This window comes from Nonomuraea antri, from assembly GCF_013283785.1.
GTDB classification, from domain to species: Bacteria; Actinomycetota; Actinomycetes; order Streptosporangiales; family Streptosporangiaceae; genus Nonomuraea; species Nonomuraea antri.
The window spans coordinates 1-1,892 of record NZ_JABCPZ010000502.1 but is presented as its reverse complement, the minus strand read 5'-3'; the positions used below and the strand labels follow the sequence as shown (position 1 = coordinate 1,892).

Sequence of the window (1,892 nt, the reverse complement as noted above, 5' to 3'; positions counted from 1 at the left end):
GACCTCAGGCCTCGCACCCCGGAACCTCGCCCCCCGGACCTCAGGCCTCGCACCTCAGACCTCGCACCTCACCCCCAGACCTCGCGCCTCGGACCTTCGAGAAGCCCCGACAGCCGAAGAGGCGCGATAGGCGGCGAGGTGCGGATGTGGGTGCGAGTGCGGATGCGGGTGTCGGATGCGGATGGGGTCAGAGGACTCCGGCGCGGGCCGCGGCCAGGGCGGCGTCGGCGGCGCGGTCGGCGTCCCGTTCCGTCACCGGCTCATGCGCCACGAACAACCGGTAGTAGACGGGAGCCACCGCGACCCGGATCACCTCCCTGACGTCCACCAGGTCGGGCAACTCCCCGCGCACGACCGCCCGCCGCACCACCTCCGCCGACTGCTCGTGCCTGGCCACGAAGAACTCGTGCAGCGCCCGCGCCGCCTCGTCGTTCTGGACGGCCGCCGCGACGAACGCCGACGACACCGGCCCCAGCTCGGGGTCGGCGAATCCGCTGCGTACGAGCTGCACGATCCCCCGCAGATCCCCCTCGATCGTGCCCGTGTCGGGAATCGGCCACGACTCTTCACTGGCCAGTTCCAGCGCGTCGGAGATCAGGCCGGCGACGCTGCCCCAGCGCCGGTAGACCGTGGTCTTGTGCACGCCCGACCGCTCGGCCACGTTCTCGACCGTCAGGCCGGAAAAACCGCGCTCGACCAGCTCGGCCAGCGTCGCCTGGCGCACCGCGTCGCGCACCCTGGCGCTGCGCCCGCCCGGCCGCTTGCCCGGTTGACTCGCATCCAAAAGCTACTCCAGTTGCAATAGTGGCCGACCTTGCGGCATACTAACGCTACATCAGTTGCGATTGGAGTTCCATCCTGATTAGCCTCCGCAAGGTTTCCCACTCCTACGGCGAGCGATCCGTCCTCGACGGCGTGTCGCTGTCCGCGCGTCCCGGCGAGCGCGTCGGCATCGTCGGCGAGAACGGTTCGGGCAAGTCCACGCTGCTCCGGCTGCTGGCCGGGGTCGAGCGACCCGACGACGGCGAGGTCACCGTCACGGGCGGCTTCGGCTACCTCGGGCAGGCGCTCGACCTGCCGCTCGATCACACCGTCCAGCAGGCGGTCGACGCCGCGCTGGCCGACCTGCGCGCGATGGAACGGCGGATGCGCGAACTGGAATCCGTCCTCGCCACCGAGCCCGAGGGGGAATCGTCAGCCCTGGCGGAATACGGTGACCTGCTCACGGCCTTCGAGGCGCGGGGCGGCTACGAGGCCGACGCCCGCGTCGACAAGGCGCTGCACGGCCTCGGCCTGGCCAACATCGGGCGCGGCAGGGTGCTGTCGAGCCTGTCGGGCGGCGAACAGGCCCGCCTCGGCCTCGCCTGCGTGCTGGCCGCCTCGCCCGAGACCCTGCTGCTCGACGAGCCGACCAACCACCTCGACGAGGCCGCGCTGACCTGGCTCGAAGACCGCCTGCGCGAACACCGGGGCACGATGGTCGTGGTGTCGCACGACCGCATCTTCCTCGACCGGGTCGTCACCGCGGTGATCGAGGTCGAAGGCGGTTCCGTCACCCGGTTCGGCGGCGGCTGCACCGGCTTCCTGGCCGAGAAGGCGGCCGCCCGGGTGCGCTGGGAGCAGGCGTACGCCGCCTGGTGCGAAGAGGTGCGGCAGGTGCGCGAACACGCCGCCACCACCGCGCATCGAGTCGCCGCCGGGCGAGACATGAAGGACAACAACAAGATGGCCTACGACCGCAACGCCGGCCGGGTGCAGAGCTCGGTGGCCAGCCGAGTCCGCAACGCCCACGAGCGTCTGCGCAGGCTGGAGGAGAACCCGGTGCCCCGGCCACCGGCCCCACTCCACTTCCACGCCACCTTCCACTCGGACACCCCCACACCCACCGCAGC

2 protein-coding genes are annotated in these 1,892 nt (G+C 71.4%); one reads left to right on the top strand and one right to left on the bottom strand.

Annotated elements, in window-relative coordinates:
- Nucleotides 1-187: 187 nt before the first annotated feature.
- Nucleotides 188-784, bottom strand: a complete 597-nt coding sequence (locus tag HII36_RS54930) for a TetR/AcrR family transcriptional regulator (RefSeq protein ID WP_217371149.1) — start codon at nucleotides 782-784, stop codon at nucleotides 188-190.
- Nucleotides 785-915: 131 nt separating this feature from the next.
- Here HII36_RS54930 and HII36_RS54925 point away from each other — a divergent pair.
- A partial coding sequence (locus HII36_RS54925) for an ATP-binding cassette domain-containing protein (RefSeq protein ID WP_328808329.1) occupies nucleotides 916-1,892 on the top strand: 977 nt, incomplete at its 3' end.